Genomic DNA, 18,898 nt, shown 5'->3' with positions numbered 1-18,898 from the left:
GTGACCGCGGCGAGGACGGGGCCGACGGACCGATCGATTCGGGGGACGACGGTGAGCGGTCGGGTCGCGGTGGTGGGTGCCGGGCTGGCGGGTGCCAAGACGGTCGAGGGTCTACGACGGCGCGGCTACGACGGCCGGATCGTCCTGCTGGGGGCCGAGAAGGAGCGGCCCTACGAGCGCCCTGCGCTCTCCAAGGGGTACCTGCAGGGCAGCGACGAGCGCGACAGCGTGTTCGTGCACCCCGCGGACTGGTACGCGGCCCACGACGTCGAGCTGCGCGAGGGCACCGCGGTGGACGCGATCGACCTCCGCGCGGGAGAGGTCGTCGACGCCTCCGGGACCCGCACGGGGTGGGATCACCTGGTGCTGGCGACGGGCTCCGAGCCACGTCGGCTCCAGGTGCCGGGCGCCGGGCTCGACGGCGTCGTGCACCTGCGGACCCTGGCCGACAGCGAGCGGTTGCGGGCGCTGCTCACGGCGGGGCGGCGGGTGGTCGTGGTGGGCGGCGGGTGGATCGGGCTCGAGGTCGCCGCGGCCGCGCGCGCCGCCGGCTGCGAGGTGAGCGTCGTCGTGCGCGACCCGCTCCCGCTGGCCCGGGTGCTCGGTCCCGAGCTCGCGGCGATGTTCGCGGACCTGCACCGGGAGAACGGGGTGGACCTGCGCTCGCGGACGGAGGTGTCCGCCGTCGTGCCCGCCGGCGAGGGCGCGCACGTGGGGTCCGTCGAGCTGGACGACGGGACGTCGATCGAGGCCGACGTGGTCGTCGTCGGGATCGGTGCCGCGCCGCGGGTGGGCCTCGCGAGGTCGGCCGGGCTGCACGTCGAGGACGGTGTCGTCGTCGACGCCCACCTGCGCTCGTCGGACCCTCGCGTGCTCGCCGTCGGCGACATCGCCCGAGCGCAGCACCCGTTCCTCGGGACGCACGTGCGCGTCGAGCACTGGGCGAACGCCCTCAACCAGCCGGCGACGGCCGCCGCGAGCATCATGGGCGCCGACGAGCCGTACGACCGGTTGCCGTACTTCTTCACCGACCAGTTCGACCTCGGCATGGAGTACGTCGGCCACGTCGGGCTGCACGGCTACCACGAGGTGGTCGTGCGGGGTGACCTCTCGAGCCGCACGCTCATCGCGTTCTGGCGCCGGGACGGCCGCCTGCTGGCCGCGATGAACGTCAACGTGTGGGGTGTCGTCGACGACGTGCAGGCACTGATCCGGTCGCGCACAGTGATCGACAGCGCCCGGCTGGCCGATCCGGACGTGCCGCTCGCCGACCTGCTCCCTAGATGAGCGTGCGGTCCACGGCGCGCCGGACCACCTCGTCGTCGTCGGCACCCTCGGCGCGCCAGCCCAGCTGCTGGATGGCCCCGTTGCCGCGGCGCAGCACGGTCGCCACCTGTCGTTCCACCCAGTCGAGGTCACCGGCCTCGGTGAGCGCGCCGCGGACGTGCTCGAGCAGCTGGGCGACCACCTCGGCGGCCGGGAGGGGCTTGCCCGACAGCGGGCTGACCAGGTTGCCCGTGAGCCCGGAGCGTGCGGCCCGCCACGTCGCCGCGCGCAGGAGCTCCGTGCGGGGCTGGGCGACCGGCTCACCCGTGGCGGACTCGGCCAGGCCGCGGACCAGCGCGGCCTGCAGAGCGGCGTCGTCCGCATCGAGGCACACGTCCGCGACCCGCACCTCGACCGTCGGGTACCGGGACGACAGGCGGGCGTCGAAGTAGACCATCCCCTCGTCGAGGATCGCCCCCGAGCTCAGCAGGTCGTCGATGACCGCGTGGTAGCCCGCCGGGTCGCCGAAGGGGGCGGTCGGGCCCGCGGTCGGCCACCGGCCCCACACCTGCGACCGGTACGAGGCGTACCCCGTCGCCGTGCCCTGCCAGGACGGGCTGTTGCCCGAGAGCGCGAGCAGGACCGCGTTCCACGGTCGGAGGTGGTCGAGGATCCGCACGCCCTCCGCCTCGTCGCTGATCGACACGTGCACGTGGCAGCCGCAGGTGAGCTGGTCCCGGGCGGTCTGCCCGAACGAGGCCCGGATGGTGTGTGCGCGCCGGTCGGGCAGGACGACCGAGTCGACGGCCTGCGGGGCGGTGGCGAGCGCGGCGATCCTGGCACCCGCGCGGCGGGCGACCTCGTCGGTCCGGGCGCGGCCGGCGCGGATCTCCGTCGCCAGCTCCGAGAGCTCGGCGCGTGGCGGGGTCGACGTCTCGATCTGCTCCTGCTTGAACTCCTTCTCGAGGTTCCCGCCGGGCTCGTCCCCGTCCGCGCGGCCGGTGGTGGACGCGTGACGCAGGACCGCCGTCGCTACGGGCTGCGGTCGCCCCTCCGGGGTGACCAGCAGGAACTCCTCCTCGACGCCCAGGGTTCGCATCGCAACAGTGTGGGGGAACCGCCCCGACCTCGCACGGCAGCGGGCCCCGCGGGAACCCCCGAAGATCGGGGCGCTCCGTGCTGGTCGGGCCCCATGCTGCGCCCCGAGCGCCGCGGGTGGCGGTGCCTGGGCACGGGAGCGCATGTGGACGGCCGTCCGGTGCCGAACGTTCCTCGCCTCCGCCAGCAGGCCGCGACCGCCGGCTACCCGTGGAACCGCGTGGCAGCGGCCTTCGTCGCGGTGGGCGCGGTGCTGACGGTGATCGTGGGACTCGCGCACCCGCACCGTATGTTCGCGGACACCAACGCGACGCTGACCGGCCCGGCCTGGCGCGACGGCTGGTTCCGCGACGACGCGGCCTGGTACCTGCAGATCGGCACGCAGGGGTACGACTACGTGCCCGGCGAGCAGTCGAGCATCGCGTTCTTCCCCGTCTTCCCGATGGCCGTGCGGGCGCTCGGCGCCCTCGCGACGGCCGGCCGGCCGGTCGGCGTCGCGGTGCTCGTCGGCTGGTCGTGCGACGGGTCGTCGGCCCGTCCGCCTGACCTGCGTGGCCGTCGCCGGGCGGACGCGGCGCCGGGCGTGGCACGGAACCGTTGACCAGGTGGCAGCCGGACCGTACCGTTCAGTAACGCTGCCGTCCGAATGGTGAGATGACGCATGAGGCTCTTCCCGACCGTCCACGCGACCGCCGATCTGCCGGCCGAGCACCGCGCCCACCTCGACGGCCACGGTCTTGTCCTCGTCGGCCCGGACGACGACCCGGACGTGGTCCTGGTGCTCCCGGGCACGGCCCCCGGGGAGAGGTTCGCCCACGCCGGTGTCGTGGTGCTCGCGACGGGATCGGAGGCTCCCGACGTCGTTCAGCTGCTCGCCTCCCGCGGCCTCGGCGTGCTCGCCGCCGACCGCGCGGACAGCGCTGTGGTGGCCGACGACCCCACCGCGGACGACCTCCTCGCATGGACCACCGACCTGGTGCTCCCCGTGCGCGCGACCCTGTCCGCCGACGGCCCCGCGGTACCGCTGCTGCGGGCCGCTACCGGCAGCCAGGCGCTCGGCGCCGTGGTGGGTGCCGGGCAGCGCGACGGCGCCGGTGGCCTCCTCGTCCTCGGCGTCGACGCGCTGGCCTCGCCCGAGGTCCTGCTCAACGCGCTGCTCTGGGCGGCCCGCCCGACCGCGGACGCCGACGAGGCCGCCGACCGTTCGGCCCTCGCCGCACATCCGGCGTGGGGCAGGCTCAAGCGCGACGTCACCGAGCTCCGGGCGATGCAGGTGAAGGACGGGTCGGTGCCCGACGCCGAGCAGCACGCGCGCGCCCGAGAGCTGGTGCACGCGATGTCGCTCGCGTTGGACGAGCTCGCGCCGGCGCTCCCGCACGACGAGGACTACCTGACGGCCGTCGGCAAGGACCTGCTGCGCTGGTCGGACGCCGGCTTCGGGGTGCCCGACTTCCTCGACTCCCTCATGGCGTTCCACCCGCAGCGCCAGCGGGTCGACGGGTTGCCCCACCTGGTGCTCTTCCCCATGTACACGCAGAACGGCAGCACCGACCGCCGCATCGAGGCCGTCCTGCTCCAGGTGCGCTGGCCGGACGTCGTCGCGCAGCTCGAGGCCGAGCAGTTCAGCAACGCGCTGTTCGTGCCCGTGACGTTCCTCGACTTCACCGCGGGCTACGACACCAACTCCGCCGTCCTCTTCCCGGAGACGGTCGCGGTGCGCGAGGTACCGCCGTTCACCTGGGGCGCGATCTTCGCCGACCGGGAGGCCGCCCGGTTCCGCCGCGTGGTCCGGGCGGCCGCGGACACCACGCGGCTGGCCCTGCCGCCGGACGCCGCGCGGCTGCTCGCCGACCAGCGGCTGGCCGAGGAGACGTTCGTGCTGTGGGACCTGGTCCACGACCGGACGCACATGCGCGGGGACCTGCCGTTCGACCCGTTCATGATCAAGCAGCGGATGCCGTTCTTCCTCTACTCCCTCGAGGAGCTGCGCTGCGACCTGACGGCGTTCCGCGCCGCGGTGCGGCTCGAGGCGGACGGCGTGCCGCACGCCCGGTACGTGCAGTACGCGATCCTCTTCGACCGCATCTTCCGGTTCCCCGTGACCGGGACGCGGGTGCGCAACTACGACGGCCTCGGCGGGCAGCTGCTGTTCGCCTGGCTGCACCAGCACCACGTCCTGCACTGGACGGACACCCGGCTGACGATCGACTGGCCGCAGGTGCCGGGGGCCGTGATCGCGCTCGCCGAGCAGATCGAGCAGCTCTACTGGCGCTCGATCGACCGGCCGAAGACGGCGCACTGGCTCGCCGCGTACGCGCTGGTGTCCGGGACGGTGACCCCGCACCCGGCGTCGGCGTGGGCGCGCGGCGACCTGCCCCTGGACGGGCCGCCCAAGGGCCTGACCGACGCCGTGCTGGACGACGAGTTCCCGCTGTCGATGTTCTACGAGGCGCTGGCCCGCAAGATCGGTGACGTGGTGGCCTCGACCAGCGGCATCACGGCGTAGCGGGTCAGCGGTACCGCCCCGGCAGGTCCGGGTCGGGCGCGACGGTGTCCCAGGGATGTGCGCTCGCCGCGTCCGGTGGCGGTGCGCCGATCGCCGCGCACATCGCGTCGACCTGCGTCCAGAGGGCCTCGTCGTACCAGTAGCCGGTGTGGCTGAGGACGCGCGGGAGCGGCTGGTCGACGACGTAGCGGTGCGTGGGTGGGTCGACGAGCTCGAGGTCGACACCGTCGGGGATGATCGAGGTCCCGGTGCGGACGGGGCCGCCGATGTAGTCGGTCGCGTAGTAGACGTTGCGCCACAGGACGGGTCCGATGCCGGGTCGTCCGCGGGCGATCCCCGCCAGGAAGCCGTCGCTGAACAGGGCGGGGAACGCCCACCGGTACAGCTTGCCGAGCGGTGACCCGAAGGTGACGACCCCGATGGCCGGCTCGGCGTCGGCACGGCCCGACGTGCGACCGACGGCGGCGGCCGCGATGACGCTGCCCTGCGAGTGGGCCGTGACCACGACCCGGCCGCCGTTGTCGTGCAGACGCCAGATGCGCCGGGTGAGCTCGGGCACCGCGCGCTCGGCGTACGCGGGCGGGGCGAACGGGTGGAAGGCCCGGGGGAAGAACGTGCCGACGTCGAACAGCGAACCCAGGACGCGGCGCCACCTCTCGTTGCGCCAGGCGAGCGTGAGCACCAGGACGTAGAGCGGGGGGAATGCCACCGCCACCTTCGTGCCCAGCCCGACGAACAGCATCGGCGGGTCGTGGTGCAGGCGCAGGACCTCGTTGAGGAAGAGGAACAGCCCGACGACGGCCAGCACGGTCAGCGCGATCAGCAGGGCCGCGACGGAGCGGGAGTGGTCCCCGAGGAACCGCATGGCCGTGACCTTGTGCACCCACGGCGTCGGCCGCCCGGGACGCCGGTCCGGGGGCCCGAACAGTGGGGGGTCGAACGCCGAGCGCCACCAGCCGGCCTCCGAGCGGGCGGGCGGGTCGGCGTCGACGTCGGGCACGTGCGCCGCCGCGTACTGCTCGCGCAGGTCCGCCTCGACGCGTCGTGCGTTCGCCCGCCGGCGCCGGCCGAGTACGAGGAGGAAGACGGCCGCGAAGAGCACCACGAGCACGATCAGCCCGAGGGAGAGGATCGACGCGAGGGAGCCGATCGCCATGGGGACGTAGATGGTGCCCGGCGCGCCGCGGGCTCCGGCGTCCGGGCCGAAGCCCCACTCGACCGTGCCGACCAGGCCCGCCACATAGACGATCGCCGAGAGCAGCACGGTGTTCGCGACGACCACGGCCGCGGTGTTCATCACGAACGGCCCGGCCCACGGGAAGATCGTCAGCCGGGGGAGCCGCTCGCCCTGCCGGCGGAGCCTGCCGGCCTGCCAGAGCCGGTAGAGCCACGCCCCGCTCTGCTGCAGCGCGAGCGGGACGAGCAGCACGAGACTGGCGCCCCACACCAGGTTCAGCGCGGACCGTGAGCCCGGCAGCATGCCGTCGGGACCCGGCCCGGCTGGGACCAGCGCGGCCGAGATCCCGGCCAGCAGCAGGGCGCACGTGGTGAGCGCCAGCGCGACCCGGGCGAGGTCGTGCTCCGCGTCGTCGAACGCGAGCAGCCCCATCACCAGCAGGATCCCGCCGCCGGCCGCGACCGCCGCGACCTGCCCGAACGACGCCATGCTCGACCCCGCACCGAGCGCGGCGGACGACCAGCCGAGCAGCAGCGCGACCACGCCGAGGCAGGCCGTCAGGTGCAGGCGCGACAGGAACGTGTGCCACTCCAGACCCGCCCAGAAGTCGGCGTTCCGCAGCCCGCCGTCCAGCGCGGCAGCAGAGCGGAGCGACGGGCGGGGCCGCCCGACGGTGGCGGTGACGTCCCGCGCGCCGGGCTCGGCGCTGATCGGGGTGGGGGGAACGACGCTCTCGTAGGAGGAGCGTGTCTGGCGGGCCAGCAGGGCGAACCCGAGCGCCACCAGCACGGCGGCGAGCGCCCCGAGCACGAGACGGTTGCCGGGCCGGTCGGCGGCGGTCCAGGTCGCGATGGCCTGTGCCCACCACGAGGCGAGGTCCGCCTGCCACCCGTCGGTCGATGCCCCGGCCGCCGGGACCGGCACCGGTTCCGTCCTGCCCCACTGGTACGCCAGGACGTCCAGCGCCAGGTAGGTCACCATCGCCGCGCTGGTCAGCGTGAGCGCCAGGGCCGTCAGCCGCGCGAACCACCGGAAGATCCACAGCGTGGCGGGCCGGTCCGCCTCCTCCTCGCCGGCCGTCACCCAGCGCCGTGCCATCCACCCGGCCATGTTCGCGAGCATCGACGGCAGCAGGAGCGCCCACAGCGCCCGCATCCGGCTGCGGGAGGTCAGCCCGCCCCAGGAGTACGCCTCGCGGTGCCGTCCGCCGGCGTCGGTCGTCCGGTAGAAGCCCGCCACCCGGTCGCCGGCCACCCGCGTGGGTGCCGGGTCGCCCAGCAGGGTGTCGGGCCCCGTCCCCCCGACCCCGTGCACGCGGATCTCGGTCAGCCCCCCGAGCGGCACCGGTGCCGGCACCAGACCGGCGGATCGTTCATCGCGTGCCATGGCAGCCTCCTGCGGTCGACACCGACGGACTCGGGTGAGAGGAGCGCGGCGACGACCGGTGGATACGGGGGCGGTGTCGCGCGGCGGGTGGCCCCGGCGGGCGGCCTCTCGGCGCCGACTCCCGGATCACTCGTGGTTCCCCGGTAGGACCGCCTCACCGCGACCGTGGAAGGCGGCCACGAGCCGCGCGACGAGGACGGCCAGGAACACCTGGCCGACGAGCGCCTCGAACGTCGCGATGCTGCGGCCCGGGAACTGTGCAGCCGTGTAGTCGCCGTACCCCAGGGTGGTCAGCGTCGTGTAGGAGAAGTACTGGAACGAGCGCGCGTTCGCGGCCTCGCCGGACGCGAAGAACGGCCCGGGGGTGAGCGAGTCCATGAGGCCGAAGACGCTCGCGAAGAACATGCCGATGATCAGGTACGCGCTCAGGGCGCCGGCCAGGGACTGCACGGTGACCGCCGTCCGCCGCAGGATCCGGTCGAGGATGACGACCAGGGCGGTCAGCAGGATCACGCAGACCACGCCGTCCAGGACGCCGTCCGCGGTCGTCGCCGGCAGGGCCACCAGCGCGAACGCGGCGACCGCGGCGGAGACCGCCAGCACCACACGCACGGTCCGCTTCTGGCGCGGCATCGGGCGCGACGTGCGCACCGCCAGCCCGAGCGTGAACAGGTAGAGCACGAGGACGACCAGCTCGACCCACAGCGCGGAGCTCAGGGCGTAGGCCACGTAGGCCGTGACGAGCAGCGCGAGGACGATCCCGAAGTCGTCCGTGCCCGTGCGCCGGGCCAGGAACGAGCGACGCGGTCGCGGTACCGCGGTGCCCGGCTCGTCCCGTTCCGTCACGTTCGGGAGGCTAGCAGCGGCTGTCTCAGCCCAGCGTGACGAGGTCTCGCACGTCGTCGTCGGGGAGGGCGTCCACGACCGCCGTCACCTTGAGCTCGTCCAGGTCTGCGTAGCCGTGGTGGACGTTGAGGAAGGCGGTGTCCGACGCGTCGCGACCCGTCGCTATCCGCACGAGGCTGGTGCGCGGCGCCAGGGTCGTCGCGTCGACGACGTACCACTGGCCGTCGAGGTTGGCCTCCGCCACGGCGTGGAAGTCCATGGGCGAGAGCCCGGGAGCGTAGACGGACACCAGGCGGGCCGGCACGTCGAGGGCGCGCAGCAGCGCGATGACGAGGTGCGCGTAGTCGCGGCAGACGCCCTTGCGCGCCAGCAGCGTCTGGACCGCTCCGTCGGTGGGCAGGCTCGACCCCGGGACGTACGAGAGGTGCGAGCCGACCCAGGAGCTCACCGCGGCCAGCAGGTCGTAACCCTGCAGCCCGCGGAACTCGGCGTAGGCCGTCGGACCCAGCGTGTCCGACTCGCAGTACCGGCTCGGGCGCAGGTAACGCAGCAGGTCCGCCTCGTCCGACGTGACCGGCGCGGCCCGCCCCTCGACCGACGCCGAGTAGTCGAGCACCAGGCGCCCGACCTCGGCGTGCACCACGTGGAGGCGGGTCCCGTGGTGGTCCGGGATCTCCTGCGCCTGGACGGGCGAGCCGTCCAGCGTGATCCGCAGGGACTCGTGCGCAGCGACCTGCCGGGACGCGGCGAGCTCGAACGCGAGGGTGGCGGGGGAGGTGACGTTCAGGGACAGGTGGGCGCTGAGTTCGCGGTGCACGCGCTCATCGTGGTGCACCGCCGCCCGGCTCGCCTCCCGTGGCTACCAGGCCGAGCGCACGTAGTCCTTCAGGAAGCAGCCGTACAGGTCCTCGCCGGCCTCGCCGCGCACGATCGGGTCGTACACGCGCGCCGCACCGTCGACCAGGTCGAGCGGTGCGTGGAAGCCCTCCTCGGCGAGCCGCACCTTGGTCGGGTGGGGGCGCTCGTCGGTGATCCAGCCGGTGTCCACGCTGGTCATGAGGATGCCGTCGGTGGCCAGCTCGGTCGCGCTCGTGCGGGTCAGCATGTTGAGCGCGGCCTTCGCCATGTTGGTGTGCGGGTGGCCGGGGCCCTTGTAGCCGCGCGAGAAGACGCCCTCCATCGCGGAGACGTTGACCACGTACGCGCGCCCCGCCGCGGTCGCCCGCATGGCACCGCGCAGACGGCTGACGAGGATGAACGGCGCGGTCTGGTTGCACAGCTGGACCTCGAGCAGCTCCATCGGGTCCACCTGGTCGACGGTGTGCACCCAGCTGTTGGTCTCCGCGGTGTCCGGCACCAGCCCGCCGGCGTCGATCGCGGTGCCGGCCACGAGCCGCTCGAGCGAGGCGTGCTCGGCGCTGAGCGCCAGAGCGGAGACGCCCGCGGAGACGCTGGTGAGCTCGGTGACGGATCCGGCGAGCGCGACGGGGTGGGCGCTGCTCGTCGTGCGGCCGAACGTGGTGATCTGCGGCAGCGGACGGTCCGGCAGCGGCTCGAGCTCCGCGTCGGCCAGGTGCGAGTAGGCGCCGGGGGAGCGGCGGACGGTCTGCGCCGCGTTGTTGATGAGGATGTCCAGCGGGCCCTGCGCGGCGACGGAGTCCGCGAGCGCGACCACCTGGGCGGGGTCGCGCAGGTCGATGCCGACGATGCTGAGCCGGTCCAGCCAGTCGGCGCTGTCGGGCATCTCGGCGAACCGGCGTGCCGCGTCGCGCGGGAACCGGGTGGTGATCGTCGTCGTGGCACCGTCGCGCAGCAGCCGCAGGGCGATGTACATGCCGATCTTGGCGCGGCCGCCGGTGAGCAGGGCGCGCTTGCCGGTGAGGTCGGTGCGCGCGTCGCGCTTGGCGTGGTTCAGCCGCGCGCAGGCCGGGCAGAGCTGGTGGTAGAACGCGTCGACGTCGACGTACGGCTCCTTGCAGATGTAGCAGGGCCGGGCCTTGAGCAGCGTTCCCGCGGAGGCGCCCCGCACGCTGGAGACCAGGGGGATGCCCTGGGTCTCGTCGTCGATGCGACCGGGGCTGCCCGTGGCGGTCGCGTGGATCACCGCGCGGTCGGCGGCGCTGATGGCGTCCCGCTTCTCGGCCCGGCGCTGCTTCTTGGCGGCCTTGAACAGGGCGGAGGTCGCACGCCGTGCGAGCGCCAGGTGCGGGTGGTCCGACGGCAGCCGGCTGATCTGGTCCGCCACCCGGAGGAAGACGTCCAGCTCGGCGGCGTCGACGCCGTGGGCGGTCTCGGGGGCGGTGCTCGGGGCAGTCATCGTGCAGTTCCTAGCTGGTCGTCGGTAAGGCCGACGGGCGGGAGAGCACGAGAGCCGGACATGCGGGGATCGGCCAATCGTACCCGGTGGAGCGGGTGAGGGAGCGTTCGGTGCTGTGACCCCGCAGACTCCTCGCGTGGACGTCGACACGATCAGCCGGCTGCTCGCCGACCCACCGGACCTTCCGGTGCGGCACGGGCTCCCCGACATCCTTGCCGCCGTCCGGTCGCAGGGCGTCGTCGTCGTCCAGGCACCGCCGGGCACCGGCAAGACGACGCTCGTGCCGCCCGCGGTCGCGTCCGCGGTGCCGGGGCGAGTCATCGTCACCCAGCCCCGCAGGATCGCCGCCCGCGCCGCCGCGCGGCGGCTCGCGCACCTGCTCGGGGAGCCGGTCGGCCGGACCGTGGGCTTCTCCGTCCGCGGCGAGAGCGCGGTGAGCGCCACCACCCGCGTCGAGGTGGTGACCACGGGAGTGCTCGTACGACGGTTGCAGCGCGACCCGGAGCTGCCGGGCGTCGGTGCGGTCGTCCTCGACGAGGTGCACGAGCGGCACCTCGTCGACGACCTCGCCCTCGCGCTCCTGGTGGACGTGCGCAGCAACCTGCGCGACGACCTCGTGGTGGTCGCGATGTCCGCCACCGTCGAGGCGGAGCGCACCGCAGCGCTCCTCGGCGGCGACGAGCCCGCGCCGGTCGTGGCCGTCGCCGGGTCCCTGTTCCCGGTGGACGAGGTCTGGTGCCCGGCGCCGGCACGCACCGCGCGGACCGACGAGCGCGGGGTGACCCCCGCGTTCCTCGACCACGTCGCCGCCACCGTGCGCAGGGCGCTCGCGGAGCGTGCGGGCGACGTGCTCGTGTTCGTGCCGGGAGCGGGCGAGGTCGAGGGCGTGGCCCGGCGGCTCGCGGGCGTCGACGCGGACGTCCGTCCCCTGCACGGCCGGCTGCCCGCCCGCGAGCAGGACCTCGCGCTGAGCATCGGCGCCCGGCGGCGGGTCGTCGTCTCCACGGCGGTCGCCGAGTCGTCGCTCACGGTGCCCGGCGTGCGGCTGGTGGTCGACGCCGGCCTCTCGCGTGAGCCGCGCACCGACCACCGGCGCGGCCTGGCCGGCCTCGTGACGGTCGGGGTGAGCCGCGCGGCGGCCGAGCAGCGTGCCGGCCGGGCCGGACGTGAGGGCCCCGGCGCCGTGTACCGCTGCTGGTCGGCGCACGACCACGCCCGGCTGGTCGCGCACCCGCAGCCAGAGATCCTCACGGCGGATCTCACGGCGTTCGCGCTCGAGCTCGCCTGCTGGGGGACCCCGCAGGGTGCCGGTCTCGCCCTTCTCGACCCGCCCCCGGCGGCGGCCATGGCGGTGGCGCACGCGACACTCGTCGCGCTCGGCGCCGTGGACGCCGACGGGCACCCGACGGCGCGCGGCCGTGCCGTGTCCGCGGTCCCCGCTGACCCGCGGCTGGGACGCGCGCTGCTCGACGGTGCGGAGCTCGTGGGTTCGCGGCGAGCGGCCGAGGTGGTCGCGCTGCTGTCGGACGACGTCCGGGCGCCGGGCGGCGACCTCGTCGCGGCGCTGCGAGCGATGCGTCGCGGCGGTCCGCCGTCGTCGGCGTGGCGGTCGCAGGTGGACCGGCTCCGGGCGCTCGTCCCCGCGGGATCGGGAGCGACCGACCTGACCGACGACCTCGCCGTCGGGCTGGTCGTGGCGCTGGCCCACCCCGACCGGATCGCCCGGCTGCGCCCCGGTGGCTCGACGTACCTCATGACCTCCGGCACGGGTGCGGCGCTCGCGCCCGGGTCCGCGCTGGTGGGGTTGCCGTGGCTGGCCGTCGCCGACGCCGATCGCGGGGCCGGCCGCCGGGACGCGACCATCCGCTCCGCCGCACCCCTCGACCTCGACCTGGCGGGCGTGGCGGCGCCGGCGCTCCTGCAGGAGCAGGACGTGGTCGCGTGGTCCGGCGGCACCGTGGTCGCGCGGCGGACCCGGCGGCTCGGGGCGATCGAGCTGGCGTCGGCACCGCTGGCCGGCCCGCCGCCCGACCTGGTCGTGCAGGCCATGCGGGAGGCGCTCGCGCGGGACGGCCTGGGGCTGCTGCGGTGGACCGAGGCCGCGACGAGCCTGCGCCGTCGCCTGGCGTTCCTGCACGCGGCGCTGGGCGAGCCCTGGCCCGACGTCGCCGACGCCGCCCTGCTGGCGGACCTCGACTCGTGGCTCGGGCCGGACCTGCGCCGTCCCAGGGACCTCGCGCGCGTCGACGTCGCGCAGGCGCTGCGGAGGCTGCTGCCGTGGCCGGCGGCGAGCAGGCTCGACGTGCTGGCACCCGAGCGGATCACGGTCCCGAGCGGCTCGAGCATCCGCGTCGACTACAGCGGCGACCAGCCCGTGCTCGCGGTGCGGTTGCAGGAGGTCTTCGGCTGGCGGGCCACGCCGCGGCTCGCGGACGGGCGGGTGCCGGTCCTGCTCCACCTGCTCTCGCCGGCCGGTCGGCCGGCTGCCGTGACCGCGGACCTGGAGTCGTTCTGGCGGACCGGATATCCGCAGGTCCGCGCCGAGCTGCGGGGGCGGTACCCGAAGCACGCGTGGCCCGACGACCCGCTCCTGGCCTCCCCGGTGCGCGGGGTGCGCCGCTAGGCCGCAGGATGTCGTCATGCCCGATGCGAGCCCCGGTGGCGTCCTGCGCCGGACCTGGTGGCGGGTGCGCGACTACGCCGCCGTGCTCGCCTGGCAGGCCGCGGGGATCGTCTCGCGCGTCGATCCGCAGGACCTGCGCACGCCGGAGCGCCCGGTCGGGCCACCCGTCGTGCTGCTTCCCGGCGTCTACGAGTCGTGGCACTTCCTGCTCCCGCTGGCGCGGTTGCTGCACCGGCACGGCGTGCGGGTCCACGTGCTCCCGGAGCTCGGGATCAACCGCCGACCCGTCCCGGCAGGAGCGGCACTGCTGGGGCGCTACCTGGCGGAGCACGACCTGCACGACGCCGTGCTCGTCGCGCACAGCAAGGGCGGGCTGATCGGGAAGCTGGCCATGCTGCGCGAGGACCCGGACGAGCGGATCTCCTCGATGATCGCCGTCAACACGCCGTTCGCGGGGTCGGCGTACGCCCGCTGGTTCGTGGTCCCCGCCGTGCGTGCCTTCATCCCGAGCGACCCGACCATCGTCGCGCTCGGCGCGGAGCTCGAGGTCAACCGCCGGATCACGTCCGTGCACAGCCGCTGGGACCCGCACATCCCCGGAGGCAGTGCGCTGGACGGAGCGCAGGACGTGGTCCTGGACACCCCGGGACACTTCCTCCCGCTGACGGACCCGCGGCTGCACACCCTGCTTGTCGAGCGGATCGTCGGTCGCTAGCCCGGCAGCTGCACACGCGGGCACCTGGGGTGTTCTCGGCCCATCCGCCGCCGGCGTCCGTCACCGTTCGATGGTGTGGGGCCCGGGGCGTTGGTCGAGGCATCCGCGGTCTCACTGGGTGGACGCGCTCCCACGGTGTGACCGGACTCGCTGCCCCAAATGTGGACAGAGGCCCCGTAACTCCGTAGCGTCCTCGGCATCACAAGGGCGGCGGCGCCTGTTGCGATCCGGGTTCCCCGGGTTCTGACGGCCGCCGTCCTTGCGCGTTCCTGGCGCCAGCGTCGCCGTCACACCGGTCAGGTGGACCCGTGAGTCCACCCGGCCGTCCGACTGGACGACCGAAGGGTGCTTCCTATGGCAACAACGTTCGACACGCTCCTGAGTGAACCTCGGAGAACCGAGGAGATCAGGATCAAGCCCACCAGGGCCGCCGAGAACGAGTCGGCCCAGAGCCCCTCGCTGATGCTGCTGGTGCTGCTGGCCTGCGCCGGCGTGCTCATCTACGCGGTCTTCCTACTCAACCCGGGCAACCGCGGCGACTGGCTGCCGTACACCCTGGTGATCGTCGCCGAGTCGATCCTCGTGGGGCACGCCCTGCTGGCGATGTGGACCATGCTCTCCAGCGGGCACGACCCCCGCGGGTTCTCCTTCCACCACGCGCAGGACCGCCTGTTCGACGTCGCGGAGATCATCCGCGACGGGGTCGAGAAGGACCCCACGGCGTGGCGGATGTACCTGCAGGAGTGGCCGATCAGCGTCGACGTCTTCATCACGACCTACGGCGAGGACGTCGACGCGATCCGGCGCACGGTGACCGCTGCCGTCGCGATGCACGGCAAGCACGACACCTGGGTGCTCGACGACGGCCGTTCCGACGAGGTCCGCGACCTCGCGGCGGAGCTCGGCGCGCGCTACGTGCGGCGGCTGTCCAGCAACGGCGCGAAGGCGGGGAACATCAACCACGCGCTGTCGATCACCAAGGGCGACTTCTTCGTGATCTTCGACGCCGACTTCGCGCCGCTGCCGCAGTTCCTCCACGAGACGGTGCCGTTCTTCGCCGCGGACGATGTCGCGTTCGTACAGACGCCCCAGGTCTACGGCAACCTCGACAGCGTCATCTCGCGGGGAGCCGGCTACATGCAGGCGGTGTTCTACAAGTTCATCCAGCCGGGCCGGAACCGGTTCAACGCGGCCTTCTCCGTGGGCACCAACGTCATCTACCGGCGCGCGGCCGCCGACTCCATCGGCGGGATCTACTCCGACTCCAAGTCGGAGGACGTCTGGACGTCGCTCATGCTGCACGAGAAGGGCTGGCGGACGATCTACATCCCGACCGAGCTGGCTGTCGGGGACACGCCGGAGACGGTCGAGGCCTACACCAAGCAGCAGCTGCGCTGGGCGACCGGCGGGTTCGAGATCATGCTCACCCACAACCCGTTGTCGCCCAAGCGCACGCTGACGATGGACCAGCGGCTGCAGTACCTGGTGACGGCCACCCACTACCTCACCGGCATCACTCCGCTGCTGCTGATCGTGGTGCCGCCGCTGCAGATCTACTTCAACCTGACGCCGATGAACCTCACGCTCACCCCGCTGACCTGGGCCCTGTTCTACGCGGGGTTCTACGTGATGCAGGTGGTCGTGGCGTTCTACACGCTCGGCTCGTTCCGGTGGGAGGTGCTGCTGCTCGCCGCGGTCTCCTTCCCGATCTACACCCGCGCGCTCGTCAACGCCGTCCTGGGCAGGGACCAGCGATGGCACGTGACCGGCCAGAAGGGCGCCTACCGCTCACCGTTCGCGTTCATGCTCCCGCAGGTCATCTTCTTCCAGTTCCTGCTGATCACCACGGTGGTCGGGGTGTGGAAGGACGTGAGCAACGGCTATCCGAGCCTCGCCCTGGCATGGAACGCCACCAACACCCTGATCCTCGGGGGCTTCATCCTCACCGCCTGGCGGGAGGGACGCCGGGGGCGGGCTGCGGCCAAGCTGAACGCCGCCCCCCGTCGTCGCGCCCCCCGCGTCCCCGCGACCGCACTCACCGGAGGTGCAGCATGACCTGGAGCAGCCGTATCCGACTGGCTGTCGGCACGATCATCGTGCTCGTCCTGGCCGCCTGGGCCACCTACCAGCTCAACGAGTCCCGCGGCGTCGCCACGAGCGACTCCGCACAGATCCTCGCCAAGTCCTACGGCGTCGGCACGCCCTACTCCGGCCTGGTCGTCGACCAGCTCGTCGAGGTGGGGGACGAGGTGACGACGGGCCAGCAGCTGTTCGTGATCGACTCCGCGACGTTGCAGTACGACGTCGACAACGGCTTCGCGCGCGCCTCGACGGAGGCCACGCAGATCGACGCCGAGGGCCGCCTCGTCGTGCTCGCGACGGGCGACGGCGTCGTCACGGACATCGCCTCCGAGCGGGGGACGTTCGTCCAGTCGGCGACCGAGCTGGCCAGGGTGCAGCGCGCGAACACGCTGTACGTGCAGGCCGAGTACACCCTCACCCCGAAGGAGTACGCGCGGGTGGCGGACGACGCCTCCGTGACCGTGGTGCTGCCGAACCAGAGCGAGATCACCGCGTACGTGTCCGAGGTGGACGTGCAGACCGCCGCGGGTCAGGCCCAGGCCGTCCTCACCCTCACGGGCGACTCGCTGCGCGACGGCGCCCAGAAGGGGCTCGTCTCGGCCGGCACCCCGGTGACGGCCGAGCTGCAGCTCGACAACGACGGGCTGGTCACGCGAACCGCGGCCTCCGTGAAGGACTATGTGGGAGGGCTCTTCCGATGACGACTCGCATGACAGAACACCTGACCGATGTCCGACCCCCGCCGACGTCGCGACGGCGGTGGTGGATCGTCGGTACCGCAGTGGCGGTGGCCGTCGCGCTCGTCGCGGTGCTCGTGGCGGTCGCCCCGTGGGCCGGCGACGACTCGGCACCTACCGACGGCGCGGCTCCCGGCTCCGCCCCGGACGCGGACGTCAGCGGTCCGTCCGACGCGACACCGCCGGAGGTGGACCCCGCGGCTCTCGTCGCCGCGGTGCCCGCCGAACCGGTGGCCAAGATCGACCCGGTGCGGCTCGCGCCGGGCGTGGTCCCGCCCAGCAACCGCTGGTACAGCGGCCTGGTGTTCGGTGACCAGCCGCAGCCGGTGTTCGCCGAGCCGTTGTCGTTCGGCCTCACGGGCTCGGGCTTCACGCTCGGGCTGCCCGACCCGACGGTCGACGCCAAGGTCGTCATCGCGCCGCACGTCCCGGCCGTGACCGTGGACGCGGGCGCGACGTCCGCGCAGATCAGCGCCGCCGACCCGGTGAGCGTCACGATCGACCTGCTCGACGGTGCCGGCGAGGTGCTCGGTCGGGTGGTCCTGGCGGCGGGTTCACCGTTCGTCAGCCTCACGGCACAGAAGGACCTGACCCTGAGCTCCGCCGTCTCCGGCGGCAGCTTCGAGGCGGGGGATGGCGGCGCGGCGACCGCGGACGCCGGCACATCGCAGTGGGGGCTGGTCGGCGGGACCACCGACGGTGGGTCGACGACACTGAGCGCCGGCCAGAGCGCCTCCTGGTACGCGCTGCCCCCCGACGCGAGCGCGGCTGCCGAGGCCACGTTGCGCTCCGCCGCCGCCGACCCCGTCACCGGGGTCGAGGTGAGCTACGGCGTGGACGAGACGGTCGCACGGACCACCCTGACCTATCTCACGGCAGGCGGGACGCCGACGGCGTACGTGCTCATGCCGCACCACAACGCGGGTGACCAGCCGCGCCGGGACTGCGGGCTGGGCGCGTACCCGAGCGTGTACGGAGACCTGGAGCTGTGCGCCGGGTCCAGCCTGACGTCGTTCGCCCCCGCGCTGCCCGCGGCCGCCGAGCTGGACCTGGACGGCATCTCGAAGGACGAGCGCACCGCGATCGTCGACGCGCTCGCGGCGGACGTCGCAGCGACCCCCGCGTTCCCGTCGGACACGTACTTCGGGGGCAAGGCGCTGAACCGGGCGGCCTCGCTGGTGGTGCTCGGGGAGCAGCTCGGCGTGCCCGACGTCGTGGCCGACCTCAGGTCGACCACCGTCGACGCCCTGCGGGAGTGGGCGCAGCCGGACGGCTGCGCGGAGCGGGACGCGCGCTGCGTGGTCTACGACGAGACGGCACGCTCCGTCATCGGGCTCACGCCCTCGTTCGGTTCGGAAGAGCTCAACGACCACCACTTCCACTACGGCTACTTCCTGGCGGCGGCGGGCCTGCTGGCGCAGGACGACGCGTCGCTCGCGGACGAGCTCGCACCGGTGATGAACCTGCTCGCGCAGGACATCGCAGCGGCTCTGCCCTCCGACGAGCTGCCGCAGCTGCGGGCGTTCGACCCGTACGCCGGCCACTCGTGGGCGTCCGGGACGTCCCCGTTCGCGGACGGGAACAACCAGGAGTCGTCCTCGGAGGCGGTCACGGCCTGGAACGGCCTCGGCCTGTGGGCGCGGGCCTCGGCCCAGCCCGAGCTCGAGACGCAGGCCACGTGGCTCGCGTCGACGGAGGCCCTGACCGCTCGGACCTACTGGACGGCGCCGGACCTCGAGCAGTTCGAGGGCTTCGAGCACACGATGATGTCGCTCAACTGGGGCGGCAAGCGGGACTACGCCACCTGGTTCAGCCCCGAGCCCAACGCCATCCTGGGCATCCAGCTCATCCCGATGGGGCCGGTGCAGACCGCGATGGCCACAGGGGTGGACCCGGAGCGGATCCGGGCGTCCGTCGAGGAGGCCACCCCCGGTGGGTACGGCGTGCAGTTCGGCGGCTACCTGCTGATGTACCGGGCCCTGGCCGGCCCGGACGACGCGGCAGCTGCGTGGACGGAGGCGACGAGCCTCCCGGACGTGGCCGTCGACGACGGCAGCTCGCGGTCGGCGATGCTCGCCTTCATCGCGTCGGCGAAGGCACGACCGGTCGGCTGACCTGCGGCACCCCACGGCGCCCGTTCCCCGC

The 18,898-nt window shown here is 73.6% G+C and carries 13 protein-coding genes; 8 read left to right on the top strand and 5 right to left on the bottom strand.

The window, feature by feature from the left end:
* The first annotated feature begins 51 nt into the window (after window positions 1–51).
* On the top strand, window positions 52–1,287 hold the full coding sequence (locus KG102_RS09895; RefSeq protein WP_208289099.1) for an NAD(P)/FAD-dependent oxidoreductase: 1,236 nt from the start codon (window positions 52–54) through the stop codon (window positions 1,285–1,287).
* Here KG102_RS09895 and KG102_RS09890 read toward each other — a convergent pair.
* Complete coding sequence (locus KG102_RS09890; RefSeq protein WP_208214352.1) at window positions 1,280–2,365, bottom strand: carboxylate-amine ligase; 1,086 nt, start codon at window positions 2,363–2,365, stop codon at window positions 1,280–1,282. The genes KG102_RS09895 and KG102_RS09890 overlap by 8 nt on opposite strands.
* A 144-nt stretch (window positions 2,366–2,509) precedes the next feature.
* Here KG102_RS09890 and KG102_RS09885 point away from each other — a divergent pair, with 144 nt between their 5' ends.
* The gene (locus KG102_RS09885; protein WP_208289100.1) at window positions 2,510–2,965 is read left to right on the top strand and encodes a hypothetical protein; all 456 of its coding nucleotides are present in this window, start codon (window positions 2,510–2,512) and stop codon (window positions 2,963–2,965) included.
* 552 nt (window positions 2,966–3,517) lie between these two features.
* Window positions 3,518–4,870, top strand: a complete 1,353-nt coding sequence (locus tag KG102_RS09880; protein WP_208289107.1) for a DUF6421 family protein — start codon at window positions 3,518–3,520, stop codon at window positions 4,868–4,870.
* A 4-nt stretch (window positions 4,871–4,874) separates the two neighbouring features.
* Here KG102_RS09880 and KG102_RS09875 read toward each other — a convergent pair whose 3' ends face one another.
* The 4 genes from KG102_RS09875 to KG102_RS09860 form a co-directional block, all read right to left on the bottom strand.
* Window positions 4,875–7,433: a GumC domain-containing protein gene (locus KG102_RS09875; protein ID WP_208289101.1), complete on the bottom strand. Its 2,559-nt coding sequence runs from the start codon at window positions 7,431–7,433 to the stop codon at window positions 4,875–4,877.
* A 126-nt stretch (window positions 7,434–7,559) separates the two neighbouring features.
* Entirely contained in the window at window positions 7,560–8,279 is a 720-nt protein-coding gene (locus tag KG102_RS09870; RefSeq protein ID WP_249667271.1) for a potassium channel family protein, read from the bottom strand.
* A gap of 25 nt (window positions 8,280–8,304) precedes the next feature.
* On the bottom strand, window positions 8,305–9,096 hold the full coding sequence (locus KG102_RS09865; protein ID WP_208214349.1) for a transglutaminase-like domain-containing protein: 792 nt from the start codon (window positions 9,094–9,096) through the stop codon (window positions 8,305–8,307).
* Between the two features lie 42 nt (window positions 9,097–9,138).
* Complete coding sequence (locus tag KG102_RS09860) at window positions 9,139–10,596, bottom strand: SDR family oxidoreductase (protein WP_208214348.1); 1,458 nt, start codon at window positions 10,594–10,596, stop codon at window positions 9,139–9,141.
* A gap of 136 nt (window positions 10,597–10,732) precedes the next feature.
* On the opposite strand from KG102_RS09860, the gene hrpB reads away from it, so the two are divergent.
* From hrpB to KG102_RS09835, 5 genes are all read left to right on the top strand, one after another.
* Complete coding sequence (hrpB, locus tag KG102_RS09855) at window positions 10,733–13,219, top strand: ATP-dependent helicase HrpB (RefSeq protein ID WP_208289102.1); 2,487 nt, start codon at window positions 10,733–10,735, stop codon at window positions 13,217–13,219.
* Window positions 13,220–13,235: 16 nt separating this feature from the next.
* The gene (locus KG102_RS09850) at window positions 13,236–13,934 is read left to right on the top strand and encodes an esterase/lipase family protein (RefSeq protein ID WP_243884234.1); all 699 of its coding nucleotides are present in this window, start codon (window positions 13,236–13,238) and stop codon (window positions 13,932–13,934) included.
* 354 nt (window positions 13,935–14,288) lie between these two features.
* Entirely contained in the window at window positions 14,289–15,989 is a 1,701-nt protein-coding gene (locus KG102_RS09845) for a glycosyltransferase family 2 protein (protein ID WP_208214346.1), read from the top strand.
* Entirely contained in the window at window positions 15,986–16,717 is a 732-nt protein-coding gene (locus tag KG102_RS09840) for an HlyD family efflux transporter periplasmic adaptor subunit (protein ID WP_208214345.1), read from the top strand. Before KG102_RS09845 ends, KG102_RS09840 begins: the two co-directional genes overlap by 4 nt.
* 8 nt (window positions 16,718–16,725) lie before the next feature.
* Entirely contained in the window at window positions 16,726–18,867 is a 2,142-nt protein-coding gene (locus KG102_RS09835) for a glycosyl hydrolase (protein WP_243884235.1), read from the top strand.
* Window positions 18,868–18,898 lie beyond the last annotated feature (31 nt).

It is taken from the genome of Cellulomonas fengjieae, assembly GCF_018388465.1.
In the GTDB taxonomy this organism is placed as follows: domain Bacteria; phylum Actinomycetota; class Actinomycetes; order Actinomycetales; family Cellulomonadaceae; genus Cellulomonas; species Cellulomonas fengjieae.
The sequence above is the reverse complement of the archived record's forward strand: the minus strand, read 5'-3'. Positions and strand labels throughout refer to the sequence as shown.